This is a genomic window from Bacillus sp. FH (assembly GCF_052216825.1).
Taxonomy (GTDB): domain Bacteria; phylum Bacillota; class Bacilli; order Bacillales; family Bacillaceae_G; genus Bacillus_A; species Bacillus_A paranthracis.
This window is the reverse complement of record NZ_JBQOUU010000005.1, coordinates 85831-107458: the sequence shown is the minus strand read 5'-3', so window position 1 is coordinate 107458 and position 21628 is coordinate 85831. Positions and strand designations below refer to the sequence as shown.

The following is a 21628-nucleotide window of genomic DNA, read 5'->3' as shown; positions in this document are numbered from 1 at the left end:
AGCCAGAAGCTTCTCCTTTTTTAATTCATTTTTTGTGAGTCTTTCATTAGTACAGGATAAAGAATAAGACCTAATACGAACAATCCGATTCCTAAGAAGAACGTTTTTAAATCAGCAGTTCCCGTTTTGATAACCCAAATAGAATATATGAATGCTAATGTAGTAATGATGCCGTCCTTTATTCGAGAGCCAGGCATTATATCATACGTTTCTCCTGTAATAACTAATTTGAATTGGTACAGCGTAGAAACAAGGTATGGAATTAAATAAGCTAATGTTGCTACAACGATAGCGAAATTATAAGCTTCTGATACGGTACCAGAAATCGTTGAGAATAAGAAAATTTGCGTCATCACATTTGTAATAAATAATGATTTTGAAGGACTACCTTTTTTATTTGTTTTCGCAAAAAATTTAGGGAAAAGCCCATTTTTTGCTGCCTGATAAGGAACCTCTGAACTAACAACGATCCAGCCAACTGTAGATCCAAATAAAGATACAAGTGCAAGTAAAGCCATTATATATGCGCCTTTATTGCCAATTGCTAAATTTAATGCGTCTACTAATGGTTTTTGAGAGTCTTTTAAAGCATCTTGCGGGAGAGCTCCCATTGTAAGTAGCGTAATTGACATGTAAATAAGAAGAGCGATAATTAATCCGAAAATAGTCGCTTTTTTAACATCACGCTGAGATTTTGCACGATTAGAAAGCATGACAGCCGATTCAATACCGATAAATGCCCAAAGTGTTGCAATAGCAGCTGAATTGATTTGTCCACCTAACGAAATGGATTGTCCTGCTTCATTCATAAATGTTTGCCCGTCTCCGAAATTAGAGGCATTGAAAATGAATAATGTGATTACAATAAACATTGTAAATCCGATAATTTTTGCAATAGTAGCAAGAAGATTCATATTTCCAGCACGATCAATATTTTGAGAAAGAATATATTGAATTCCCCATAACATAAGGCTACATACGAGGAACGTTAATCCTTTTCCAAGTTCTAGTGAAAATCCGTTCGTTGAAAAGAGAATTTGCTTACTTTGTAAAACTGGAAAGAATGTTGATAAATATCCAGCAAAGGAAATAATAACAGATGCTGTTGCAGCCCAGTTCGCAGCCCAATATCCCCATGCCATACTATAGCCTGCAACTTTACCCGCTTTTTTTGAAGGGAACATCGCTTGAGCATAGCTTTGTGGTCCCGCTTTTAATTCTGGTTTTCGGATTGCTAAATTTCCAAATACGAGTGCAATCATAAATACGCCAAGTCCTGTAATACTCCATGCAAGTGTAGAACCCATTGGACCTGATACTTGTGCTAAATTTGCTGGGAGCATAAATACGCCACCGCCAACCATATTCCCGATAACAAAAGCTGTTAAAACCCATAATCCCCATTTTTTCGTTTCCATTTTTGTTAACTCCTTTGTAGTAATATTTGCTTAAACATCATTTTTTACTAGCTTTTTGGCAATAAAAAAAGAGCCATGTAGATAAAAAATACCTACATGGCTCTTCGCCAAAGCGTAGGTACAACGGGAATAACCCTTGTACCTACGCGTAATTTTTCCGCTAGGTTTCAAGGGTTACGTATGATGATGATGTTTTTGTGCAAATGTAACTACAATTGTTGTATAAGTAAGCATAGTTCTTTGCTCCCTTTCTCCTCTGATTTTGAAGTTAGTATACTACATGTTTTTTTGAATGAAAAGAAAAATATAAAAATTTTTATAAAAATACGTTTTAGAGATTAAATATTTACCTTTATTTTTCCTATACTGGAAAATAAGTGAGAGATTGGCAGAAGAGTGTAGCATGGTATAATACATATAGAACTAGAAGGTGACAAGGGGCTATTGTAGATGATGAGTAAGTATGAACAAATTTATACAGAAATCAGTAATTCTATTGATAATAGGCAATTAAAAGAGGGATGCAAAATCCCATCAGAAACTGAATTAATGAAGCAATATGAAGCGAGCCGCGGTACTGTAAGAAAAGCTGTAGATTTATTACAAGAACGTGGATATGTTCAAAAAATACACGGAAAAGGTGTTTTTGTTTTAAAGCGAAAAAACATTGAATTCAACTTTGGTGGTATTGTAAGTTTCCAAGAAGAAAATGAACGTTTAGGACGCCATTGTATTACAGAAGTCGTGGAAATGGAGAAAGTAAAAGCGACAAAAGAGGTTGCAAAGCTATTAAATGTGAAAGAGAAAACAGACATAGATCATATTAAACGCGTACGAAATATTGATGGAGAAAAAGTAATTTTGGATATTAATCATTTTGTATCGGAATATATTCCTGGATTAACGAGTGAGATTGCAGCGGGGTCCATTTATAAATATATTGAGAAAGAACTAGGTCTTCATATTAGTTACTCACAGAGAGTAATTGAAGTGCAACCATGTACAGAGGACGATAGAAAGTATTTAGATTTAAATGGAACAGATTATGTTGTTGTCGTGAAAAACTTTACGCATTTGTATGATGGAAGTCAGTTCGAATATACAGAATCCCGCCACCGCTTAGATATTTTTCATTTTTCGGATGTGGCGCGGAGAAAATAAGGAGATGGAACGTAATAACGTTTCATCTCTTTTTTTATAAAAAAATGACAAACTCGTATATATGAGTGTTGACTAACTTATATATACGAGTTAATATGTAATTGTAAACGGTATCAAAAAAAGAAAAGAGGGACGGGAATATGGGGAAAGACTATCGTAAAACAGCAGAGGAAGTGTTGCAGTATATTGGCGGGAAAGACAATATTGAACAAGCTGCGCACTGTGTAACGAGACTCCGTATCGCTTTAAAGGATGAAAGTAAAATAGATAACGATAAATTGCAGTCTGTTTCATTAGTGAAGGGAGCGTTTCATAACGCTGGGGTATTTCAAATTGTAATCGGTCCAGGAGATGTTGATCGAGTATATGCTGAATTGATAACGCTTGCAGGTATGAAGGAAGCGACAGTAGCTGATGTAAAAGATTCTGGAAACCAAAAGTTAAATCCAGCTCAAAAGTTTGTAAAAGTATTTTCAGATGTATTTATGCCGATATTACCAGCAATCGTAACAGCTGGTTTATTAATGGGTATTAACAATCTATTAGGCGCAAAGGACTTATTTTTTGATGGAAAAAATTTATTAGATGTGTATCCAAACTTAGGCGGGCTTTGGGATTTAATTAATATGATGGCCAATACAGCATTCGTATTCTTACCGGCACTTGTCGGGTGGTCAGCAACAAAACGTTTTGGTGGTAGTCCAATACTAGGGATTGTTATGGGATTAATGCTTGTGCATCCGGCCTTATTAAATGCCTGGGACTATGGAAAAGCAGCGACTGGTTTAGATGGTCAAAAGATTGAGTACTTCAATATTTTAGGGCTGTTCCAAATTGAGAAGGTAGGATATCAAGGACAAATCTTGCCGGTTTTAGTAGCAGCATTTGTATTAAGTAAAGTAGAAATCTTTTTAAAGAAACATGTACCAAATGCAATTCAATTATTAGTTGTACCAATTACAACAATCGTTGTGACAGGTGTATTAGCATTAGGGATTATTGGTCCGGTTACACGTCATATTGGAGATTTATTAACAGTAGGATTAGTAGGTGTATATGAAACAGTACCAGTAGTTGGAGCAGTATTATTTGGAGCATTGTATGCACCACTTGTAATTACAGGTATGCATCATATGTTTATTGCTATCGATTTACAATTAATTGCACAACACGGTGGTACATTCATTTGGCCGATGATTGCTCTTTCTAACATTGCGCAAGGTAGTGCGGCACTTGCGATGTTCTGGATTTCTAAAAATCAAAATGATAAAAGTATGGCATCGACATCAGCAATCTCGGCATATTTCGGTATTACAGAGCCAGCTATGTTTGGTGTAAACTTACGAAATAAATTCCCGTTCTATGCAGCGATTATCGGATCGGCTGTGGCGGCGATATTCATTACATTAAATGGTGTATTAGCACCTGCTATCGGAATTGGTGGATTACCAGCATTTATTTCTATCATTCCGAAATCGATTCCAATGTTTATTGTCGGAATGGTTATCGCAATTGTAATTCCATTTACGTTAACGTGGTTATTTGCAAAACGAGTAAAACAGAAGTAGGAGGAAGTTAAACATGAAGGATTGGCATAAAAGTGTAGTTTATCAAATTTATCCGAAGAGCTTTAATAGCTATTACAATAAAGAAACCGGTGATATAAAAGGGGTTACAGAAAAACTAGATTACTTAAAAGAACTCGGAGTAGATTATATTTGGTTAACACCGATATACCAATCGCCACAAAATGATAATGGATACGATGTAAGTGATTACTACAATATTGATCCATCTTACGGAACGATGGAAGAATTTGAAGAGCTTTTAGAAGAAGCAAAAGCACGTAACATTGAAATTATGCTTGATATCGTTGTAAATCATAGTTCGACGGAGCATAAGTGGTTTAAAGAAGCGAAGGAAGATAAAAATAGTCCATATCGTAATTACTATATTTGGCGTGATGAAAAAAATAATTGGCAATCTAAGTTTGGTGGGTCTGCTTGGAAATATGATGAGAAGACAGAGCAATATTATTTACATCTATTTGATGAGACACAAGCAGATTTAAACTGGGAAAATGAAAAACTTCGTGAAGAAGTATATGATATGATGCGCTTTTGGCTTGATAAAGGGGTAACTGGATTCCGATTAGATGTTATTAATTTAATTTCAAAAGATCAACAGTTCTTAAATGATAATGGAAGTACGGCGACAAGCGATGGCCGTAAATATTATACAGATGGCCCACGTGTTCATGAATATTTACAAGAAATGAACCGAAATGTTTTTGAAGGGAAAGATGTAATTACAGTTGGAGAAATGTCATCTACGACAATTGATAATTGTATTAAATATTCAAACCCTGAGCGTAATGAATTAAGTATGACGTTTAGTTTCCATCATTTAAAAGTTGATTATCCGAATGGTGATAAGTGGACGAAGGCTGATTTTGATTTTATTAAATTAAAAGAGATTATGTCTAATTGGCAAATTGAAATGCAAAAGGGCGGGGGATGGAATGCGTTATTCTGGTGTAATCATGACCAGCCTCGTATTGTGTCACGCTTTGGTGATGATAAAGAGTACCGAAATGAATCTGCGAAAATGTTAGCGACAGCTATGCATATGTTGCAGGGGACACCTTACATTTATCAAGGTGAAGAAATCGGTATGACGAATCCTAAATTCGAGTCTATTGAGCAATATCGCGATGTAGAATCGTTAAATATATACGATATAAAGCTGGAAGAAGGATTATCAAAAGAAGAGATTATTGGGATTTTAAAACAAAAATCTCGTGACAACTCCCGAACTCCAATGCAGTGGAATGAAGAGATGAATAGTGGCTTTACAACAAGTACACCTTGGATTTCAGTGGCTGAAAACTTTAAAGAAATAAATGTAGAGAAGGCACTAGAAGATAAAGAGTCTGTATTTTATCATTATAAAAAGTTAATCGAACTTCGAAAAACGTATGATGTAATTACAGAAGGAGAATATGCTATTTTGGATGAAAATGATCCTAAAATTTGGGCATATACTCGTACTACAGAAAGTGAAGTGCTACTTGTTATAAATAACTTCTATGGAGAAGAAATAACGTATTCTGTACCAGCTCATGTTCAATTAGATGGAATGAAACAAGAAATACTACTGTCGAATTATAAAGATTCTAGCAAGGATATTGCAAAACTTAACTTAAGACCATATGAATCAATTGTATATCGATATACGAAATAAAAGGTTGTATGCCTGCGTGGCATACAGCCTTTTATTTTAAGACACCACTATACAAAATATTTACGTCTACTTCTGGTTTAAACTTTACTTTTGCATAATCTTTATTCCACTTTTTTTTCTTCCATAAATCAGGATGATACGCGATAAGGTGTCTACCAATCCCAAAAGCATCACAATTTGCCTTTTGTAGTTTATTTGTTATTTTTTTCGCTTCTTTTGTAAGTTGTTTTGATAATTCTTTATTTAGCTTTTTTCTTTCATCCATTTTATAAAGGTTATCTCTTGGAGCTTCAAGGGCTATAACTTTTAACTGAAGCTTAATATGAGCATAAACATTTCCTTTTTTATCTGTTGTTATTTTTAAGTCTCGTTTTAATTTCCGATTGCTCACTTCCATTGTTAAATAATCAGATGTCTTCTTGGATTCATCGCTAGTAAGTTTTTGAGTTATACGGGCACTTGTTCCCATTTTTCCAGTTAATAATACGAATAAAACAGATTGTTTCAAAGGTAAATGCCCAGTTAATTTATCATTGTTAAATAAAGCTAACCCGTTTGTAATTACTTCTTTTCCTTTTATTTTTATAGAAGGGAGGGTAAAGTCTTTACCGGGATCTAACATTTTTGTAGCAGCTGTTTCTAAAGTTTCTTTTGGAAATACACTCATATCTTCTAAGCTTTTCACTTTTTTCTTTAGAAAATCTCCAATTAGTAAATTTCCTACTTTCTTTTTTTCTAGTATCTCGGATGTTTCACCATCTACTGCAATAAGTTTTACTAAAGCAGTTGGGTTTGTTGGGTCCCGAAAGCTGACATCTAAATAAGGTAGTATACCTTTTTTTAAAATTTTGGTTCCTAGTAATTGAACACCATATTTAAAATAACGAATGTTTCCCGTTACATTTTTTTTCAGTGCATCGCTTGTATCTCTTATGTTATGCCCGGTTGCTGAATGTATTTCATTCTCGAATGAAGATTGTTCGCCGCTTGAACTTTTTACGAGCTCAATTGTTTGCTGGAGTTGATTCTCTTCCGTAATATCAGATCCAATACTATAAGCTAACCTTGCTTCCCTTAATGGTTCTTGATCCCAACAGCCAGCAAGGAATGCACTAGTGCATAATACAAAAAGTAATTTAACTCTTTTTTTGAACATACTGTTCTCCTTTCTTATTTCTTATTACTGAATAAAGTAGAAATAAAAGAGGGAGGACAACGATGAAAATATAGGTGAACTTATCTGTGAAAGTTGCAATCACTTTTAATTCTTCAGGTGTATCGATAAATAGGGCTATACTAAAAGCAATAATACCAACGATTGGGACAGCCTTTTTATGATTACCAAGATTGAATATATGTCCAATTCCTATAGAAGCAGCGCAGTAATAACTAGCGATAGAAGCTACAACTGTTATCATCCAAATTGGTATGAATAGTAAATCAGTTCGGTCTATAATCCCGATATGCAAGGATCGTAATAAGTAAGCAACTGGTTCTGGAATAAGCTCAATTTGTTTTGGACTAAATACGATAAAGCAAATCCAAACAGTAAAAGTATAAAAAAGGGTTACAAATCCATTCGCAATAGAAATTGCCTTTAGTTTTGCGACAGAACTGCCATTTACTTTTGGAAAAGCGATAAGAATGATTTCAAAACCATACATGGCTGTAATTGTTTCCTTGGATGCTTGAATTACATTCCACCAGCCGGCTTCTGTAATGGGAAAAATATAAGAGAAATCAGCTCGGGAAAGCCCTAGGGCAATTAAAAGAGCCATTGGTAAAATGAGAATAGAGGCCATGACATAAAATCGTACGATGACTTTAAAAGTGTTATAAGCTACATAACAACAAGCTATTGTAAATAGTATGAGAATGGCATACCAAGGAGTTGCTTGTAATATCCACACTTTAATGACATTACAAGCATTCAACATAACCGTCATACCAATAAGAGTAAAATAAAAAACATAAGCAAAACCTAATAGTTTTCCAAACTTATTCCCAAATAGCATACAAACACTTTCATACATATCTGCATCAGGAAATCGTTTTAAGAAAAGCCACATAAGTAAAATAATAAGCTGAATCGCAAGCCCAGCGATGAGTGCAGAAATCCACCCACCGCCTTTAGCAATCGGGTGAAGGCGGTTCGGTAGAGAAAGTATGCCTACTCCGATTTGGCACTGAATAACGAAAAAGGTAAATTGAACTAACGAAATTTTACTTTGCGTGTTTGTCACCGTCCTCATCCTCTCTCGTTACATGTTGGCGCTGCATTTTTTTCGGTTTTGGATCATGTGGTCGTTCCCAAAATGACCAAATTGGTAGTCTGACAAAAGAATCTTTCATATCTTTAATCCGCATTGGTGCAACAGGAGAAAGATATGGTGTATGAAAAGAATGAAGCTGACATAAATGAACGAAAGTTATAATGAGACCGAACGATATTCCTACATATCCGAATAGGGCAGCAAGGAGCATTAATGGAAATCGAAGAATCCGAACTGCTGAACTCATATCGTTTGATGGAACGAGAAAAGATGAGATGGCAGTTAAAGCTACAACGATAATCATTGTGTAAGAAACGAGTCCGGCTTTTACAATTGCATCACCAATTACTAAACCGCCTACAATACCGATTGTTTGTCCAACTCTGCTCGGCAAACGAATACCAGCTTCCCGTAATAATTCGAAAATTAGTTCCATTAAGAGAGCTTCAAAAATAGGAGGAAGTGGTACTTTCTCTAATGAAGCTTTAATTGTATACACAAGTTCGAGTGGCAATACATCAGGATGAAAGGCTACGGTTGCGATATATATAGCTGGTAAGAGAAAAGCAATCAAAAAACTCACTAAGCGAATCATTCGGACGAAAGAACCGACAATCCAGCGGTTATTGTAATCATCTGGTGATTGATAGAAAGCAAATAATGTAACAGGAACGATAAGCGCTGTTGGATCTCCATCAGATAAAATAGCAACTCGTCCTTCCATTAAATTTGCTGCGACTCTATCTGGACGCTCTGTATTTAATTGCTGCGGAAATGGTGAGAAAGACGTATCCTCTATAAATTCTTGTATATATCCCGGAGGCATAAGTGCATCTGTCTTAATCGTTTCTAACCTTCTTTTTACTTCTGTAACTAAATCGTCATTCGCTATGTTTTGCATATAAGCAATTGCCACTTTCGTATGCATTTCTTCACCAAGTGTGAAATATTTAACGACGATATTTGGACTTTTTATGAGTTTACGAATGGAAGCTAAATTGGTTGCTAAATCTTCTACAAAACCAGTATGTGGTCCACGTACAATACCTTCATTATCAGGCTCTGCTATATCTCTCTTTAAAGATAAAGCTGTTTCGAAAATACAAAAACTGTCGACTTGTTCATGAAAATATAATGATTTGCCTTGTAATAAAAGTTGCACACCGTAATTTAAATTTGTTTCTTTCTTCATACTTAATGTGGCAAAAGCTTTATCTAAAGACAAATCCGACCGAGTTAATAAAGGCTCAAGAGCTAATTGGTGAATTAAATTTAAATCTGCTAAAGATTCGATATATAAGATTGTTCCTTTGCCGTTTTGGAAAGGAAAATCTAATTTTTTTATATCGTCTGAATGACAGAGCTTATTTTCGATATAATTAATGTTTTCCGGAAGTGATGGAAACATATGCTTTTGATCCGTACTCTCTTGTTGTTCTTTTTGCTCTGTCATAATTTCCACCTCTTTTAGATAAAGTTACTTCTGTTAATTTTTGCTTTTTGTGAGAAATTTATGCTTGGGTTATATGAGAAAACAAATTCTATTTTATCAGCTATGATTGCCCACGCATTATTCAATTTCATAGCAGTACTTTTAACATTTATGTCGAATTAAGAAGATATATAGGAGGGATACATATGGAAATAGCTGTAGAACGTGTTTTTACGAAAGAGATTTTAAAAAGAGCAGCGAGTTTGTTTCGTGTAACAGTGGAAGACAAGCCGCTTGGAGATTTTGAGAATTATATTTTTAAGGCGAAGGGTGATAATGATGAAGACTATGTATTACGTTTAACGCATTCGTCGCATCGCTCTAAAAAAGAAGTCGAGGCTGAACTAGATTTTTTACGATATGTTGCAGAGAACGGAGCAAAGGTAGCAGGCCCCCTGTACTCAACGTTTCAAAATCTTGTAGAAGAAATCGGAGCAGAGGATGAAACTTTCTTTTTCGTTTCCTTATTTACATATGCAAAAGGTGAGCAAGTAAAAGGAGCGGAATCACCATATTGGGGAGAGGCTTACTTTGAAGCATGGGGAAAAGCGATTGGACAACTGCATCGCCTTACAATGGATTATCCTAAAACAGACTACCGTGATACGTGGGAAGAAGATGAGAGTGGGATTGTTAATGGATTAGAAGATGATCAAGTGAAAAAGATCGCTGCGGTATTAATGGATGAGATAAAGGCTCTTCCAATTGAAAGAGAAACATTCGGCCTTATGCATGGGGATATTCATCCAGGTAATTTTCATTATGATGGAAAAGAGCTAACAATCTTTGATTTTGATGATGCGGCTTATAATTACTTTATACACGATTTAGCAATGGTTCTTTATTACTCTGTTCTATTTACAACGTGGACAGCGGAAGAGAAGACAGACTTTGCTCGTAAACAGTTACAAGTGTTACGGAAAGGCTATGAGTATGAGCACAGACTGGCGGATAGCTGGTATGAATCATTACCACTATTTTTACGTTTGCGTGACATAGGTCTATACGGTACGCTCCAAAAGAAATTTAAAGGGAAAGATATGCCAGATAATTTCCGAAAGTTATCAGAAGAGCTATACGAAAGAATTATAAAAAAAGAAGCAATTGTGAATATATAATACATTCTGTTCAAAACAAAGTATATAAAACAAATATATACTTTGTTTTTTTATACAAAAATATGTTTGTTTTATTAAAATAATATTGTCATAGATTCGCTATACACTTATAATTTTTATATATTCTGAATATTCTTGATAAAAAGGAGGGGGAATATTGGAAGCTTTCGTAAATTGGTTAAATAATATTGTTTGGAGTCCAGCACTTGTTTATTTATGTTTAGGAGCAGGTTTATATTTTTCTATTCGAACGAGGTTTTTACAAGTAAGGCACGTAGGAGAAATGGTGAAGCTGACATTTAAAGGAGAAAAATCAGAGGCTGGTGTTTCTTCATTCCAAGCGTTAGCACTTTCGTTATCAGGGCGCGTTGGGACAGGGAATATCGCTGGGGTAGCTACAGCGGTTGCCTTCGGTGGACCAGGGGCTGTATTTTGGATGTGGGCAGTAGCCTTTTTAGGAGCAGGATCAGCTTATGTAGAATCAACACTCGCGCAAATCTATAAGACAAAGCATCAAGGACAGTTTCGTGGTGGACCTGCTTATTACATCGAAAAAGGTCTAGGTGTGAAATGGTATGCTTTAGTATTCGTTGCAGCGACAATTCTTGCAACTGGGCTTTTATTACCGGGCGTGCAAGCAAATAGTATTGCTGTAAGTTTAGAGACAGCTTTTGGAATTAACACTACATTATCAGGGGCTTTATTAGTTGTTGTATTAGCTCTTATCATTTTCGGTGGAGTAAAGCGTATTGTTAACGTAGCGCAAGTTGTCGTACCGTTTATGGCAGTTGGTTATATTTTAGTAGCTTGTGTTATTGTCGCTATGAATATTGAAAAATTGCCAGAAGCATTTATGTTAATTATAAGAAGTGCGTTTGCATTAGAAGCAGCATTTGGTGGTATTATCGGTTTAGCAATTTCTTGGGGAGTAAAACGTGGTATTTATTCTAATGAAGCAGGGCAAGGAACTGGGCCACATGCAGCGGCAGCAGCTGAAGTATCACATCCAGCTAAGCAAGGCTTAGTGCAAGCATTTTCCGTTTACATTGATACATTATTTGTTTGTTCAGCAACAGCATTTATGATGATTATTACAGGCATGTATAACGTATTTGATGCAAGCGGAAAAAACTTTATCGTAAATAAATTAAATGGTGCACAGCCAGGACCGGGATATACACAGGCAGCAGTAGAATCTGTTTTCCCTGGATTTGGAAACGGTTTCGTTGCAATCTCGTTACTATTCTTTGCATTTACAACAATTATGGCGTATTACTACATTGCAGAAACGAATATCGCGTACTTAAACCGTGATAAAGACCGCCCTTGGCTGTCTATGGTACTAAAGTTTGTCTTTTTAGGAGCTGTATTCTACGGTTGTATCAAAACAGCAGCAACGGCTTGGGCTTTAGGTGATATCGGTGTAGGGATTATGGCATGGGTAAATATCATTGCGATTTTATTGTTACAAAAACCTGCATTAGTTGCATTAAAGGATTATGAAAAGCAGAAGAAAGAAGGAAAAGATCCAGTATTCGATCCAGGGCCATTGGGAATTAAAAATGCTGATTTCTGGGAACATGAATACGGAAAAGATAAGAAAGAAGAAGTATCGTAATGGAATAGAGATGAAAAAGCAAAGGGGAAACCCCTTTGCTTTTTTTATGGGTGAAATGAGGATCAAAGTTATTTTTTTGCTTATTTTTGAATATAAAAAGAATGTACATGCTTTGTTAGGGGAAGGGGGGAGTATGTTGATAGAGTTTCGTAATGTAAATAAATATTATGGTAACTTTCAAGTTTTAAAAGATATTAATGTACAAGTGAAAAAAGGTGAAGTGGTAGTAGTTGTTGGGCCTTCAGGGTCAGGAAAAAGCACGTTGCTTCGGTGTATAAACCAGTTAGAGTCAATTACAAATGGAGAGCTAATTGTACAAAATACGGAGGTACACAATGCGAAAACAGATATGAATGAATTACGCCGAAATATCGGAATGGTCTTTCAACATTTTTATTTATATCCACATAAAACGGTTCTTCAAAATATTACACTAGCACCTATTAAAGTAAATAAAATTTCAAAAGAGGAAGCAGAGAAAACGGCGATGTTTTATTTAGAGAAAGTAGGAATTCCGGAGAAGGCCAGTGTATATCCACATCAATTATCTGGTGGACAACAGCAAAGGGTGGCAATTGCTAGAGGACTTGCGATGCAGCCGGAAATTATGCTATTCGATGAGCCTACGTCTGCTCTTGATCCAGAGATGATCGGGGAAGTACTTGATGTTATGAAAACGCTAGCTAAAGAAGGGATGACGATGGTCGTTGTCACGCATGAAATGGGATTCGCGCGGGAGGTAGCCGATCGGATTTTATTTATGGATGATGGCAAAATCATTGAGGATACAACACCGGCGCAATTTTTTGCAAGTCCTGAACAAGAAAGAGCGCGTCTATTTTTAAGCCGAGTGTTAAACCATTAAAGGAGGAGTTTTATGCTTAAAATGAAAAAGTTGTTTACGTTAATCGTATTTTCATGTCTATTCGTACTTGTCGTTGCTGGATGCGGAAGTAAAAAAGATGAGGCAAAAGAAACGAACACGAAGCAAGGCGGTGCTGTTGAACAAATTAAGAAGCGAGGGAAGTTAGTAGTTGGGGTGAAGAATGATACGAACTTATTTGGATTGAAAAATCCTTCGACAGGGCAGGTAGAAGGATTTGATGTTGATGTTGCAAAGGCGCTTGCGAAAAAGATTCTTGGGGATGAAAAGAAACTAGAGTTGAAAGAGGTAACATCTAAAACGCGTATTCCACTCCTGAAAAATGGTGACATTGATGCAATTATTGCAACAATGACAATTACAGAAGAACGTAAAAAAGAGGTCGATTTTTCAGATGTATATTTTAAAGCAGGGCAATCGTTACTCGTGAAAAAAGGAAGCGATATTAAAAGTATTGATGATGTGAAAAAGGGCGTAAAAGTGTTAGCAGTAAAAGGTTCAACATCGACAAATAACATTCGCCAAAAATCACCGGAAGCGACTGTATTAGAATTTGAAAATTACAGTGAGGCATTTACAGCGTTAAAAGCAGGAAAAGGTGATGTGTTAACGACAGATAATGCAATTCTTTACGGTATGGCAAAACAAGATTCAAATTATGAAGTGGTAGGGAAAATTTTTACGGATGAACCGTACGGAATCGCAGTGCAAAAAGGTGCAGATGATTTAACGAAAGAGATTAATAATTTAATTAAAGACATGAAAGCAAGCGGAGAGTATGACAAATTATATGAGAAATGGATTGGGCAGAAACCAGAGAAGTAAAGTGATAAATAGTAAAAGTGAGAGGATGAGAGTACTCATCCTCTTCTTGTAAAGAAAGAGGGGAGAATATGTGCCTGATTTTTCTATATTAACGAATAACATTGATATGTATTTAGAGGGTTTTAAATATACAGTGTTGTCTAGTGTAATCGCATTAATAGGCAGTTTTATTTTAGGGGTAGTATTGGCGGTAATGCGTATTGCACCAATTCGCATTTTAAATTGGTTGGGAGCTGCTATTGTAGAATTTGTAAGAAATATTCCGCTCGTATTAATTGCATTCATATTCTATTTCGCTTTACCTGTAGTAGGAATTACTTTAAATGGTTTTGTAGCAGGAACAGTTACGCTTACCGTATATACTGCAGCGTTTATTGCGGAAGTCATTCGCGCTGGTATTTTATCCGTTGCAAAAGGTCAAATGGAAGCAGCACGTTCCTCAGGATTAACGTATGTACAGGGAATGTATTATATTGTTTTACCCCAGGCGATGAAAATCGTAATCCCTCCTTTAGGAAATCAATTTCTCAATTTAGTAAAAAACTCTTCTATACTCGGAATTATTGCTGGTGCTGATTTAATGTATCAAGGAGATTTAATTTCAACGAAGACGTTTGTTACGTTCGATGTGTATATATTTGTCGGGATGTTTTATTTAATATTAACAATTCCGCTCAGTATGCTAGTGCGTTATTTAGAAAAACGCTTAGCAAAGGAGGCGGTGTAAATGGATTTTAAGGGAGCAATTACAGGAGATCATATTCTCTTTTTATTAAAAGGATTACTCATCACATTAGAGGTAGCACTCGTAGCGATTGTACTTAGCTTTATTATCGGTAGTGTAATAGGGATTGTACGGTACACAAAAATACCCGTCTTCTCACAAATATTAGGAGTTATCGTTGAAGTAATTCGAAACTTACCACTACTTTTAATTATATTTTTCACATATTTTGCACTTCCAGAAGCAGGCTTGAAATTAGAAATTATAACAGCCGTAATTGTCGCTTTAACAATATTTGAAGCTGCAATGATATCTGAAATTGTTCGAAGTGGCCTATTATCTATTGAAAAAGGACAGATTGAGGCTGCAAGATCTTCAGGATTAACGTATGTGCAAGCACTTTGGCACATTATTTTACCACAAGCATTAAGAAGAATGGTCCCGCCACTTGTCAGTCAGTTTATTTCATTGCTGAAAGATACAGCGCTAGCAGTCGTTATATCACTCCCAGAGCTTATGCATAATGCTCAAATTATTAGCGGACAAAATGTAAATTATATGATTCCAACGTTTATAGTAGTAGCTTGTATGTACTTTATTGTAAACTATAGTTTATCAATTTTATCGAGAAGGTTAGAACTCTCGTTAACCCTTACAATATATGTAAGGGTTTTTCCTTGTTTCTCCTTATTTTCCTCTAAATAGAATCTAAAACTTGCAATAATTCAATTTTTTATATTATTTTATCAGAAAAGTTTTAATTTTATATAGAAAATGTAATCGCTTTCGTGTATATTTTTATTATCAGAAAATTTTAACAAGATATAGGGGTATTGGTAGGGGGAGGATTTAGATGCAGCAACCAACGAATGAGAAATTACATCGTACGATGAAGAGTAGACATTTATTTATGATCGCACTAGGTGGTGTAATCGGAACTGGTTTTTTCTTAGGTTCAGGTTACACCATTAATCAGGCTGGACCAGGGGGAGCCATCCTTTCATATTTAGTAGGCGGATTTATTATGTATTTAACAATGCTTTGTCTTGGAGAGTTAACGGTAGCGATGCCAGTTTCAGGTTCTTTCCAAAAGTATGCGACGAGGTTTATTGGACCAGGAACGGGCTTTATGATCGGCTGGCTATATTGGCTTGGCTGGGCAGTAACAGTAGGATTAGAATTAACGTCAATCGGTTTAATGATGAAAAGATGGTTTCCGAATGTTGATGTTTGGGTATGGTGTCTTGTATTCGGTGTTATTTTATATGCTTCAAACGCAATTTCGGCGAAAAGTTATGCTGAATTAGAATTTTGGTTCTCTAGTATTAAAGTAGTTACCATTCTTGCCTTTGTTGTTCTTGGTGGTAGTGCGTTACTAGGGTTTATATCATATGACGGAAAAGAAGCAGCACCTCTTTTCTCTAACTTTGTAAGCGAAGGTGGATTATTCCCGAATGGACTAGCTGCCGTATTACTTACGATGATTACAGTTAACTTCTCGTTCCAAGGAACAGAGTTAATCGGGATTGCAGCGGGAGAAAGTGAAAATCCAGAAAAAACAATTCCACGTGCAATCCGTAATACAGTATGGCGCATTATGTTATTCTTCATTTTAACAATGACGATTTTAGTAGGATTAATTTCTTGGAAAGAAGCTGGCGTAATTGAAAGTCCGTTCGTAGTTGTATTTGATAAAATCGGTATTCCATATGCAGCTGATATTATGAACTTCGTTATTATTACAGCGTTACTATCTGTAGCGAATTCAGGATTATATGCGGCAACTCGTATACTATGGTCACTTGCAAATGAAGGAATGGCACCAAAGTCTTTCCAGAAAGTAAATAAGCGTGGTATTCCAATTACAGCGCTAGTCGTAACAATTGCTGTAGCTGCTTTATCTTTATTAACAAGTTTCCTTGCAGAAGATACAGTATACATGTACTTATTATCTATAGCTGGTTTATCAGCTGTTTCAAGTTGGATCATTATTGCCCTGTCGCAATTGCGCTTTAGAAGTCAGTATATAAAAGGCGGAGGAAAGTTAGAGGACTTAAAATATAAAACACCGTTATATCCAATTGTTCCTATTTTAGCTTTAATTACAAATAGTATCGTTGTTATTAGTTTAGCGTTTATTCCAGAACAAAGAATGGCGTTATATTGTGGTATTCCATTTATCATTTTCTGCTACATATATTATTATATAAATAAGAAACGGCAGAAACCGATGAAGGTGGAGACAACAAATGAAACTAACCATCAAACAAGATGATATTGAGGCAGATTTATCGTATGGTCAATTAGCGATTGGAAAAGAAAACGGGTATTCACCGTTACAATTACTTATTTCTTCAATCGCAGGATGTAGTGCAATTGTCTTTCGAACAATTTTAGAAAAGAAACGTATTCCATACGATACGTTTACAATTGAAACGGAAATTGGTAGAAGTGATGCTTTATCAAAACCAGTTGAAAGTGTTCATTTGCATTATAAAATTAAAGCACAAAACATTACAGAAGAGCAGTTGGACAAGGCGTTGCAGCTTGCAGTGAAAAATTGCACAATTGTTCAATCTGTAAAGGATAGTATAAAAGTTACGGAAACAATTGAGCTAATAAAGTAAAACAGAAAAACGTGAGAATACGGCTCTCACGTTTTTCTGTTTTAGAGAGGGGGGGAAGTATGATGGAATGTTTAGGATGTAAATTAGCAAACGAAGAGGAGAAAATTTACAGAGTATACGAAGATGAGTATGTAACATGTTTTTTAGATCATGCACCTTTCTATCCAGGACATACTTTAATTGTGCCAAAACAGCATGTTGTAGAAGTAGATGAATTAGATGATGTTGTAGCAAAATCCATTATGGATGCTTCTAAGCTTATTGCAAAAGCGATTAAGGCATTATATAAACCAGATGGAGTTACAGTTTGTCAAAATGGTGGAGTATTTAACGAGTTAACACATTACCATATGCATGCCGTACCAAGATATAAAGAGCGCTCGTTTGCTGAATTTTATACGGTACAATCGGGAGAAAAGCAGAATCATAATTTTGAAGAGACTAAGCGCTTATTAAAAGGGGCGATAGAGCAAATACTGCTTAATGAAAAAGTGTAAGAGGGATGTTTTAAAGAAGTTTTCAGGAAAATTCTAATAAACAAAAGCCCAATTTCTCAGTTAAAATAGAGAAATTGGGCTTTTGTTTATTCTATTATTAAATTTTATCTATAAAAAGATTTTGCAGTGTCACAAAGTATGGTGCTCATTCGTTATATAGAGTGAGAGGAGGAATTATATGAAAGTTACAAACAACGATTATGAAAAGATGGAAGAGCTATATGAGTTGTATGAACAAAAGATTTATTATGTAGCTTATTCTATTTTAAATAATATTCAGCAGGCAGAAGATGCAGTTCAAGAGACGTTTATTACTCTTTATAAGAACTTGGAAAAGCTCCATAGCTTGAGTACTGAAGAGCTTAAACGATACATTTTGAGGGTTGCGAAAAACAAGGCGATTGATAGCTACCGGAAAAATAGACGACATGAAACATTTTTAGAAGAATATGAAAGAGAATCAGCAGAAGCAGTAGATGAAAATATTGAAGAGTGGGAAAAACGTGTAATGTCCGAGGTTCAAATTGATGCATTGTTAAAAGAGTTAAATGAATCTAACAAACAGGTGTTTAAGTATAAAGTCTTCTATAACTTAACGTATCAAGAAATTTCAAGCGTCATGGGGATAACGGAGGCTAATGTCCGAAAGCAGTTTGAGCGTGCTCGAAAAAGAGTCCAAAATATGATAGGAGGTATACAACATGACGAATTCAAAGAACTCCAAAGAAATATATGAACTTGCTGAAAAAATTGCTTTAGATGATTTTGATAAACTCGAAGAACAACATGAATTTTCACATACATATACACGTAAAAAGAAATTGTTTATGGAGGAAATGAAGCTGAAAAATGGACAACCACAGAAAAAGCGTAAAAAACATCGTATGTTAATCGCTGCTGCTTGCTTATTGATTGGTATGCCGACAACCGTTTTTGGTGCAGTGAAAGTCTATAATATGATTGTTCAAAAACAAAATTATGAAGTAAATGTTTCGGTAACAAATAAGGACTCGAAAAAGGCTGATAAGTGGTATAAGCTGAAAATAGGTAAATTGCCAGAAAATATGGAAGCAATCGATGATAGTGCTATGAAATATTCATTTAAAGATAACGACGCAATGGGCGGGTTTTCATTCGTTCTTTCGAGAGTGGGAGAAAATGCGGATTTTCAAACTTTATATTCAAAAAGTTATGAAGAAAAAGAGATAAATGGCAGGAAAGCAGTAATTGTCCATAAAGAAACTGGGAACAACAACGTAATGTTTGACAGAAAGGTCTTTCTCTTTTTTGAGAAAGAAGGGATTATGTTAGAAAGTTATATTGGATCCGATGTAAATGAAGAACAAATGATGGATGTGTTAGGGAGTATTTCACTTGAGCCTACGTCAAAAGAAAAGGCATCATATATAGCAGATTATGATGAGAATCGCTTTACCAAAGCAGCTGAACCGAAAGAAAATAAGGTGATTCCTTTGAAAAAAGATAGTAAACGACTATTTCATATAGGACAAAAGGTTCCAGTAACGATATCTATGGATAACAGCCAAATTGAATATGTGATAGAAAAAGTTGAAGTTTTTGATTCAATCAAAGATTTTAAACAAGAGAACTTTAATGAACTTGGCCTAGAGATATTAAGCAAGAATAAGGCTTTAGATCAGACGGGAAAATTACTATCGTACAGACGAGATGAATATAAATTAGGGAATGGTAAAGATTCAATTGATACATTAGTAGATTCGAAATTAGTTAATGTTAAATTTGTCTACTTAACAACAACAGTGAAAAATATTGGTAAAAAGTCGACAGAAGAAATCTATATGCATCCATCCATAAAACAGCTTAAATTTGAAGGGAATGCATGGAAATACGCTAAAGAAGAGGGAATGGACGCAACGCGTATTATGACAGGTGAAGTTGATTATTTAGAACCTCACGGAGATGGAAAAAGTTTTTACAATATTGGCAGTATCCGACCAGGACAAACCATGAAAGTTAACTTAGGTTATTTTGTAGATGAGGATAAACTAGATTCAATCTTCCTTGATGCTTTCCATTACAGAGGGAATGGTGGCACTGAAAATATGAATGCGGAATATCGTTGGTGGATTGATATTCGTCAATAGTAACAAAGAGACTAAAAAGCTGCTTACATCTAGCAGCTTTTTTCGTCTTCATACATATGTAAAATTTCTTTCGCACGTATACGTAAACCATCTATTAATTCTTTCGGTTCTAACACTTTTGCATCTTTTCCAAGTCTATAAAATAAAGGGATAATAAAGTTTATTTCACCTTTATCAATTGTTGAATGTATATATCCTGTCCCGTCCTCGTTTACTACAACGAATTCTTCAAGGTAAGGCACGCTTTTACATTGGCGCACACCTTCTTTTGTCAGTAAAACATGTAACTGCGTAGGAATGTGTACGACGTTAGAGCTAGAGTCAAACCATTCTGCTAAATTCATGAATGTACTTTCATTTTTTTCCGTTGATAATATAGAAAGAATACGATCAACGCGATACAGTAATACTTTTTTTCTACTGAAGTCATAGGATGGTAAGTACCATAGTCCGTCATGAGCATATACACCGATAGGATGAACATGTTTTGTTTTTATCCCCGATTTAGATTCATATTGAAATTGTAAATTTTTATTTTCAATAGCCGCAGTTAGTACTTCGTTTAAAAGAGGTGTATCAATTGTACGCTTCGGATTCCAAAAGGCGATGTAAGAACGTATTTTATCAACTTTCACTTTCGCATCATGTTGTAGGGAGCTATACAGTTTATGTGTAACGGAATTGATTTCTGTGTTAAAAGGCAAGTCTCGATAGTAACTTAAAGATTGAAAAGCAAAAAAGATGGAGACTGCTTCTTCTTCCGTAAATAAGATAGGTGGAATGACTCTATTCGTTAATACTTTATAGCCGCCGTTACGACCTTGTTCTGCGTAAATGGGCAACCCCATATCACTTAAATCTAAAATGTATCTATGGACAGTACGAACGGAGATATTAAATTCATCAGCTATTTCTTGCGCTGTAAATGTCTTTTTGGCAGAAGCAAATATAAGAATATCTAATAAGCGTTTAGCTTTTGACAAATGTATCACCTTTTTTCTTTTTAACATGACATAAATTGTCATGTTTTATTGTTAGTATATTGTTTACATCATATGTTATCAAGATGATTATCAAGATGAGATGCAAGGAGGAAAAGATATGTCACGTGAAATAGTTTTATTTATTGCGGCGAGCTTAGATGGATATATTGCGAAAGAAAATGATGATTTAGAGTGGTTAATGGAAACAGAAGGAGAGGGAGATAACGGTTATACAGAAATGTATGAAACAATTGATACGATAATCATGGGAAAAAGAACGTACGATTATGTAGTAGAGCATATGGAAACATTCCCGTATGTAGATAAAAAATGTTATGTTTTCTCTAACTCAGAAAAAGGTTCGAACGAACACGTGGAGTTTGTAAATGAAGATGTAGTGGAGTTTACAAAAAGGTTGAAAGAGCAAGAAGGATCTAAAATATGGATGGTCGGTGGAGGGAGTCTACTGAGAGAGTTCTTTAAGAATAATCTAATTGATGAATATGTTGTTACGATTACACCGCATATATTAGGTTCTGGAGTTCCGTTATTTCAAGACAAGAACCCAGAAATTCATTTAACTTTAACGGATACGAAACGTTTTGGGCAATTTGTAAACTTATATTATAAAGTAAAATGA

General features: G+C 35.2%; 20 protein-coding genes and 1 pseudogene. 16 read left to right on the top strand and 5 right to left on the bottom strand.

Going from position 1 to position 21628, the window contains the following annotated elements; genetic code table 11:
• Positions 1-20: 20 nt before the first annotated feature.
• The gene (locus ACTT1L_RS14640; protein WP_071742051.1) at positions 21-1418 is read right to left on the bottom strand and encodes an amino acid permease; all 1398 of its coding nucleotides are present in this window, start codon (positions 1416-1418) and stop codon (positions 21-23) included.
• 450 nt (positions 1419-1868) lie between these two features.
• Between ACTT1L_RS14640 and treR the strand changes: the two genes are divergently transcribed.
• The 3 genes from treR (at position 1869) to treC (ending at position 5822) form a co-directional block, all read left to right on the top strand.
• Positions 1869-2579 (top strand): trehalose operon repressor, encoded by a 711-nt coding sequence (treR, locus tag ACTT1L_RS14635; protein WP_000987250.1) that lies wholly within the window; start codon positions 1869-1871, stop codon positions 2577-2579.
• A gap of 140 nt (positions 2580-2719) precedes the next feature.
• Positions 2720-4147, top strand: a complete 1428-nt coding sequence (gene treP / locus ACTT1L_RS14630) for a PTS system trehalose-specific EIIBC component (protein ID WP_000513946.1) — start codon at positions 2720-2722, stop codon at positions 4145-4147.
• 13 nt (positions 4148-4160) lie between these two features.
• The gene (treC, locus tag ACTT1L_RS14625; RefSeq protein WP_086707290.1) at positions 4161-5822 is read left to right on the top strand and encodes an alpha,alpha-phosphotrehalase; all 1662 of its coding nucleotides are present in this window, start codon (positions 4161-4163) and stop codon (positions 5820-5822) included.
• Between the two features lie 31 nt (positions 5823-5853).
• Here treC and gerKC read toward each other — a convergent pair whose 3' ends face one another.
• Genes gerKC through gerKA form a run of 3 tightly spaced genes read right to left on the bottom strand, consistent with a single transcriptional unit; the run spans position 5854 to position 9548 of the window.
• Positions 5854-6978, bottom strand: coding sequence for a spore germination protein GerKC (gene gerKC / locus ACTT1L_RS14620; protein WP_086707292.1), 1125 nt, complete (start codon positions 6976-6978; stop codon positions 5854-5856).
• Positions 6959-8065, bottom strand: coding sequence for a GerAB/ArcD/ProY family transporter (locus ACTT1L_RS14615; RefSeq protein ID WP_074544148.1), 1107 nt, complete (start codon positions 8063-8065; stop codon positions 6959-6961). The genes gerKC and ACTT1L_RS14615 overlap by 20 nt, the downstream gene beginning before the upstream one ends.
• Positions 8046-9548, bottom strand: coding sequence for a spore germination protein GerKA (gerKA, locus tag ACTT1L_RS14610; protein ID WP_061185384.1), 1503 nt, complete (start codon positions 9546-9548; stop codon positions 8046-8048). The genes ACTT1L_RS14615 and gerKA overlap by 20 nt, the downstream gene beginning before the upstream one ends.
• Before the next feature lie 69 nt (positions 9549-9617).
• On the opposite strand from gerKA, the pseudogene ACTT1L_RS14605 reads away from it, so the two are divergent.
• The 12 genes and pseudogenes from ACTT1L_RS14605 to ACTT1L_RS14550 all read left to right on the top strand — a co-directional run.
• Positions 9618-9710: pseudogene (locus tag ACTT1L_RS14605) on the top strand (CPBP family intramembrane glutamate endopeptidase); the annotation flags it as partial.
• Between the two features lie 23 nt (positions 9711-9733).
• On the top strand, positions 9734-10705 hold the full coding sequence (locus ACTT1L_RS14600) for a phosphotransferase enzyme family protein (protein WP_076868077.1): 972 nt from the start codon (positions 9734-9736) through the stop codon (positions 10703-10705).
• A 157-nt stretch (positions 10706-10862) separates the two neighbouring features.
• Positions 10863-12323, top strand: a complete 1461-nt coding sequence (locus ACTT1L_RS14595; RefSeq protein WP_000387151.1) for an alanine/glycine:cation symporter family protein — start codon at positions 10863-10865, stop codon at positions 12321-12323.
• A gap of 136 nt (positions 12324-12459) precedes the next feature.
• Positions 12460-13188, top strand: coding sequence for an amino acid ABC transporter ATP-binding protein (locus tag ACTT1L_RS14590; RefSeq protein WP_073536234.1), 729 nt, complete (start codon positions 12460-12462; stop codon positions 13186-13188).
• Positions 13189-13200: 12 nt separating this feature from the next.
• Positions 13201-14031: a glutamine ABC transporter substrate-binding protein GlnH gene (gene glnH / locus ACTT1L_RS14585; RefSeq protein WP_000916479.1), complete on the top strand. Its 831-nt coding sequence runs from the start codon at positions 13201-13203 to the stop codon at positions 14029-14031.
• A 70-nt stretch (positions 14032-14101) separates the two neighbouring features.
• Entirely contained in the window at positions 14102-14758 is a 657-nt protein-coding gene (locus ACTT1L_RS14580) for an amino acid ABC transporter permease (RefSeq protein WP_001112659.1), read from the top strand.
• Complete coding sequence (locus ACTT1L_RS14575; protein ID WP_442821978.1) at positions 14759-15460, top strand: amino acid ABC transporter permease; 702 nt, start codon at positions 14759-14761, stop codon at positions 15458-15460.
• 148 nt (positions 15461-15608) lie between these two features.
• On the top strand, positions 15609-17030 hold the full coding sequence (locus ACTT1L_RS14570; protein ID WP_061185388.1) for an amino acid permease: 1422 nt from the start codon (positions 15609-15611) through the stop codon (positions 17028-17030).
• A complete protein-coding gene (locus ACTT1L_RS14565; protein ID WP_000778858.1) occupies positions 17005-17382 on the top strand; it encodes an OsmC family protein in 378 nt (125 codons plus the stop codon). The genes ACTT1L_RS14570 and ACTT1L_RS14565 overlap by 26 nt, the downstream gene beginning before the upstream one ends.
• 59 nt (positions 17383-17441) lie before the next feature.
• Positions 17442-17879, top strand: coding sequence for an HIT family protein (locus ACTT1L_RS14560; RefSeq protein ID WP_442821977.1), 438 nt, complete (start codon positions 17442-17444; stop codon positions 17877-17879).
• Between the two features lie 178 nt (positions 17880-18057).
• Positions 18058-18615 carry an RNA polymerase sigma factor gene (locus ACTT1L_RS14555; RefSeq protein WP_000869279.1) on the top strand — a complete coding sequence of 186 codons (558 nt, stop codon included), beginning with the start codon at positions 18058-18060 and terminating at the stop codon, positions 18613-18615.
• On the top strand, positions 18581-20005 hold the full coding sequence (locus tag ACTT1L_RS14550; protein WP_061131311.1) for a DUF4367 domain-containing protein: 1425 nt from the start codon (positions 18581-18583) through the stop codon (positions 20003-20005). The genes ACTT1L_RS14555 and ACTT1L_RS14550 overlap by 35 nt, the downstream gene beginning before the upstream one ends.
• A gap of 29 nt (positions 20006-20034) precedes the next feature.
• Here ACTT1L_RS14550 and ACTT1L_RS14545 read toward each other — a convergent pair whose 3' ends face one another.
• On the bottom strand, positions 20035-21030 hold the full coding sequence (locus ACTT1L_RS14545) for a helix-turn-helix transcriptional regulator (RefSeq protein WP_001996681.1): 996 nt from the start codon (positions 21028-21030) through the stop codon (positions 20035-20037).
• Positions 21031-21106: 76 nt separating this feature from the next.
• Between ACTT1L_RS14545 and ACTT1L_RS14540 the strand changes: the two genes are divergently transcribed.
• Positions 21107-21628 (top strand): dihydrofolate reductase family protein, encoded by a 522-nt coding sequence (locus ACTT1L_RS14540; RefSeq protein ID WP_000085793.1) that lies wholly within the window; start codon positions 21107-21109, stop codon positions 21626-21628.